The following is a 4,648-nucleotide window of genomic DNA, read 5'->3' on the forward strand; positions in this document are numbered from 1 at the left end:
CCGCCGGCCGCCGACGGTGGCGCAGCCCCACAAGAGGACCGTCAGCCGGGGAACCCACCCGCACGGGTGGTGCGGGTGGGAAGACGCCCCCGCGGGGGCCCGTGCCGCCAGGGGCGGGCGCGACCCCGGCGCAGGGGAAGGGGACCGCGCCCCGCACCGACCGCGGGGCGATGGGGTCGGGCGGCGGGCCGGCGGTCCCGGGCAGGCCGGCGGCAGCCATAGGCTCGGCGGATGCTTACCGGAATGCTCACCGCCCTCGGCGCAGCCATCTGCTTCGGGGTGGCATCCGTGCTGCAAGCCGCCGGCGCCCGCGCCGCCGCGCCCGGCAGCGGCTCCGGGGTCGACACACAACTGCTCGCCCGGGCCGTACGCCAGTGGAAATACCTGGCCGGCCTCGGCGTCGACGCCGCCGGCTTCGCCCTGGAGCTGGTCGCCCTGCGGCATCTGCCGATCTACTCCGTCGGCGCCGCCCTCGCCGCCAGCCTCGCGGTGACCGCGGTGGCCGCCAGCCGGATACTGGCCGTCCGCCTCGGCGGCAGGGAGTGGGCCGCGGTCGCCACCGTCTGCGGCGGCCTCGCACTGCTGGGCCTGGCCTCGGGCAGCGAGGGCGGCGGCCACGGCGGCAGCGCCCTGCGCTGGGGCACACTCGCCGCCGCGGCGGCCGTCCCGGCCCTGGGCGCCGCCGCCGGCCACCTGCCCGGGAAGGCCAGGGCGGCCGGCCTCGGCCTCGGCTCGGGTCTCGGCTTCGGCGTGGTCGAGGTGGCCGTCCGCCTCATCGACAGCGCCCGCCCGGCGGAACTCTTCGCCAACCCCGCCCTCTACGCCCTCCTCCTGGGCGGCGCCGCCGCCTTCCTGCTGCTGACCTCCGCCCTGCAGCGCGGCTCGGTCACCGCCGCCACCGCCGGCATGGTGATCGGGGAGTCGGTCGGCCCGGCCCTGGTCGGGGTGCTGGCTCTCGGCGACCGGACCCGTGACGGCTGGGGGCCGGCCGCCGCGGCCGGCTTCGTCCTGGCCGTGCTGGGAGCGCTCGCGCTGGCCCGGTTCGGGGAGCCCGTCACCCCCGAACCTGCGGCGACAGCCGAGACGCGACCCCGATCCGGTTCCACGCGTTGATCGTCACGCACATCGCGAGCAGCCGCGACAGCTCTTCCTCGTCGAACAGCCGCGCCGCCTCGTCGTAGACCGCGTCCGGCACCCCGTGCGCGCCGAGCCCCGTGACCGCTTCCGCCAGCGCGAGGGCGGCCCGTTCCCGGGCGGTGAAGAAGGGGGTCTCGCGCCAGACCGCCACCCCGTACAGCTTCTGCTCGGTCAGGCCGAGCTGCCGCGCGTCCGCGGTGTGCATGTCGACGCAGTACGCGCAGCCGTTGAGCTGGGAGGAGCGGACCCGGACGAGTTCGCTCACCACGGGGTCGAGCCCGTCGGCCGCCGCCCGGTCGAGGGCGATCATCGCCTGGTAGAAGGCGGGGGCCTTGGCCTTGAGGTTGATCCGCGGCGCCGCAGCGGGGACCGGTGCGTCGGATGTCGGGGCGGTCAGGGGGGTCGAGGTCTCGGAAGTCGTTGTCATACGTCGACGCTAACCGCGGGAATGGCCCGTGCCATGGTGCACTTGGACCATGAACGAATGGGCCACTTCTGCCGGTCAGGTCGCTGGTGGCGGTCAGGTCGCTGGTGGCGGTCAGGTCGCCGCCGACGCGACCGCCGACACCCCTGACCGCGCCACCGAAGGGATCGCCGACACCCCTGACCGCGCCGCCGGCCGCGACCTGCTGCTCGATCTGGCCGGCGCCCGCTCCCGCGCCGCCCTGGAAACCGCCCTGCGCGAGGCGGTGCGCGAGGGGCGCCTGGCCCCCGGCAGCCGGCTGCCGTCCAGCCGCGTACTGGCCCGCGACCTGGCCCTGGCCCGCAACACGGTGGCGGACGCGTACGGCCAACTCGTCGCCGAGGGCTGGCTGACCGCCCGCCAGGGCTCGGGCACCAGCGTCGCCCCGCGCCCGGCGCCCGGCCCGCCGTTCACCGCGCCGCCCCAGACGCGGCGCATCTCCCGGCGCGGCCCCACCGACCCGCCCGTACCCGATCCGGCCGGCCTGCCGTACGGACTGCTGCCCGGCTCCCCCGACCTGTCCTCCTTCCCGCGCGCCGCATGGGCGGTCGCCGCCCGCCGCGCCCTGACCACGGCGCCCAGCGAGGCCTTCGGCTACACCGACCCGCGGGGCCGGCCCGAACTGCGGACCGCGCTGGCCGCCTACCTCGCCCGGGTGCGCGGGGTGCGCACCGACCCGGAACTGCTGGTGGTCTGCACCGGGTTCGTGCAGGCCGTCGGGCTGCTGGCGCGGGTGCTGCACGGCCGCGGCGGCCGGCGGATCGGCGTGGAGTCCCTGGGCTACCCCGACACCCGCACCCTGCTGCGGACGGCCGGTCTGCGAACGGTGCCGCTGCCGGTGGACGAGAACGGCGCCCAGGTGGCGGGGCTCACCGCCGACCTCGCGGCGGTGCTGCTCACTCCGGCGCACCAGTTCCCGACGGGCGCGCCGCTGTCCCCCGGGCGGCGTACCGCGGTCACCGCGTGGGCGCGGAGCACGGGCGGGCTGATCATCGAGGACGACTACGACGGCGAGTTCCGCTACGACCGGCAGCCGGTGGGCGCGCTGCAGGGGCTCGCACCCGACCACGTGGTGTACGCGGGCACCGCCAGCAAGAGCCTGGCGCCGGGGCTGCGGCTGGCCTGGATCGCCGTGCCGCCGCACCTGCTGGAGGCGGTGGTCCGGGAGAAGCGGCTGGCCGACCACCACTCCCCGGTGCTGGACCAGTTGACGCTCGCGGAGTTCCTGACGTCGGGGGCGTACGACCGGCACGTGCGGCGGATGCGGGCGCGCTACCGGGCGCGCCGGGACCGGCTGCTGGCCGCGGTCGCCGAACACGCGCCGGCGATACGGATCTCCGGCATCGCGGCCGGCCTGCACGCGGTCCTTGAACTCCCGCCGGAGGCCGGCCCGCTGGCCGCCGTCCTCAGCAGCGCCCACCGCCGCGGCCTGGCCCTGTCCGGCCTGCCCACCTTCGGCGCCCCGCCGAGCGCCCCGCCGGCCCTCGTCATCGGCTACGGCGCCCCACCGGACCACGCCTTCGCCCCCACCCTGAGCCTCCTGTGCGAGGTCCTGTCCCAGCCGGCCGGCCCGGACCACACGTGAGGGGCCCCGCCTTTTGGCGGAGCCCCTTACCCGATCCCGAACGGCGCAAGCCGCGTCACTCCCGAGCGGCCTCCCGGGCTTCGCAAGCCCGCGCCGGACTCCGCCCGGCCACGCGCCCGAGCGTCAGATCAGACCCAACGCCCGCACAGCCTCGCGCTCCTCCTCGAGTTCCTTCACCGACGCGTCGATCCGCGCCCGCGAGAACGCGTTGATGTCCAGGCCCTGGACGATCTCGTACGCGCCGTCCTTCGTGGTCACCGGGAAGGAGGAGATCAGGCCGGCCGGGACGCCGTAGGAGCCGTCGGAGACGATGCCCATGGAGGTCCAGTCGCCGTCGGCGGTGCCGTTCACCCAGGTGTGGACGTGGTTGAGGGCGGCGGACGCGGCCGACGCCGCCGAGGAGGCGCCGCGGGCCTCGATGATCGCCGCGCCGCGCTTGGCCACGGTCGGGATGAAGGTGTCGGCCAGCCACTGCTCGTCGTTGACGACCTCGGCCGCGTTCTTGCCGGCCACCTCCGCGTGGAAGATGTCCGGGTACTGGGTCGCCGAGTGGTTGCCCCAGATGGTGACGCGCTTGATGTCCGCGACCTGCGTGCCCGTCTTCTTCGCGAGCTGCGCGATCGCCCGGTTGTGGTCCAGGCGGGTCATCGCGGTGAAGCGCTCGGCCGGCACGTCCGGGGCCGCCGACTGCGCGATGAGCGCATTGGTGTTCGCCGGGTTGCCGACCACCAGCACCTTGATGTCGTCGGCCGCGTGGTCGTTGATCGCCTTGCCCTGCGGCTTGAAGATGCCGCCGTTCGCCGAGAGGAGGTCGCCGCGCTCCATGCCGGCGGTGCGCGGACGGGCGCCGACCAGCAGGGCCACGTTGGCGCCGTCGAAGGCCGCGTTCGGGTCGTCGCTGATGTCGATGCCGCGCAGCAGCGGGAAGGCGGCGTCGTCGAGCTCCATGGCGGTGCCCTCGGCGGCCTTGAGGCCCTGCGGGATCTCCAGCAACCGGAGGTTCACCGGCACGTCCGCGCCGAGCAGGTGGCCCGAGGCGATACGGAAGAGGAGCGCGTAGCCGATCTGGCCGGCCGCTCCGGTGACGGTGACGTTGACGGGAGTGCGAGTCATGCCTTCTCCTGGCCTTTTCCTGCTGCGGGTAACTGGTCGCCCCGGCAGTGACCCAGGCGGCCCCTAACGTGGATCTCTCGGCGTCAAGAGAGCCATCCGTCAGGCTATCGCGCGTGGGCGCCGGCGTTGCCCCGCGGGTATGTGGCCCCGGTCACCGGGCGGTCACGGAAACCGTCCGCAGGAACGATTCAGCGACCGTGTCGGCCCCCGGTTCAACCCACGCAGACGCCCACCAGGATCAGTCCGATGCACAGCTTGCCCGGCGTCGGTGTCGGCGTCGGCGTCGGTCCCGCCGTCCCCGTCCCCGAGGGCGCGGGAGTGGTGGCCGGTGCCGAGGCCCCGCCGGAGGA

The 4,648-nt window shown here is 75.3% G+C and carries 4 protein-coding genes; 2 read left to right on the forward strand and 2 right to left on the reverse strand.

All coding sequences use genetic code 11. The features are described 5' to 3' along the window. Positions 1 to 231: 231 nt before the first annotated feature. Positions 232 to 1,113: a hypothetical protein gene (locus tag GA0115240_RS28675; protein WP_237555286.1), complete on the forward strand. Its 882-nt coding sequence runs from the start codon at positions 232 to 234 to the stop codon at positions 1,111 to 1,113. On the opposite strand, the gene GA0115240_RS28680 is transcribed toward GA0115240_RS28675, so the two are convergent. After that, the gene (locus GA0115240_RS28680; RefSeq protein WP_093741114.1) at positions 1,055 to 1,564 is read right to left on the reverse strand and encodes a carboxymuconolactone decarboxylase family protein; all 510 of its coding nucleotides are present in this window, start codon (positions 1,562 to 1,564) and stop codon (positions 1,055 to 1,057) included. The two genes, GA0115240_RS28675 and GA0115240_RS28680, sit on opposite strands and share 59 nt — an antisense overlap. A gap of 49 nt (positions 1,565 to 1,613) precedes the next feature. Between GA0115240_RS28680 and GA0115240_RS28685 the strand changes: the two genes are divergently transcribed. Then, on the forward strand, positions 1,614 to 3,185 hold the full coding sequence (locus tag GA0115240_RS28685) for a MocR-like pyridoxine biosynthesis transcription factor PdxR (RefSeq protein ID WP_093741115.1): 1,572 nt from the start codon (positions 1,614 to 1,616) through the stop codon (positions 3,183 to 3,185). Positions 3,186 to 3,308: 123 nt separating this feature from the next. Here the strand turns inward: GA0115240_RS28685 and GA0115240_RS28690 are convergent, their stop codons facing one another. After that, positions 3,309 to 4,298 carry a malate dehydrogenase gene (locus GA0115240_RS28690; protein WP_093741117.1) on the reverse strand — a complete coding sequence of 330 codons (990 nt, stop codon included), beginning with the start codon at positions 4,296 to 4,298 and terminating at the stop codon, positions 3,309 to 3,311. Positions 4,299 to 4,648 lie beyond the last annotated feature (350 nt).

The sequence above is a fragment of the Streptomyces sp. DvalAA-14 genome, assembly GCF_900091855.1.
GTDB lineage: Bacteria > Actinomycetota > Actinomycetes > Streptomycetales > Streptomycetaceae > Actinacidiphila.

What these genes read in the sequence shown, in the direction of transcription:
- GA0115240_RS28675 (WP_237555286.1), top strand. Translation starts at nt 232, where the DNA reads ATGCTTACCGGAATGCTCACCGCCCTCGGCGCAGCCATCTGCTTCGGG.
- GA0115240_RS28680 (WP_093741114.1), bottom strand. Translation starts at nt 1,564, where the DNA reads ATGACAACGACTTCCGAGACCTCGACCCCCCTGACCGCCCCGACATCC.
- GA0115240_RS28685 (WP_093741115.1), top strand. Translation starts at nt 1,614, where the DNA reads ATGAACGAATGGGCCACTTCTGCCGGTCAGGTCGCTGGTGGCGGTCAG.
- GA0115240_RS28690 (WP_093741117.1), bottom strand. Translation starts at nt 4,298, where the DNA reads ATGACTCGCACTCCCGTCAACGTCACCGTCACCGGAGCGGCCGGCCAG.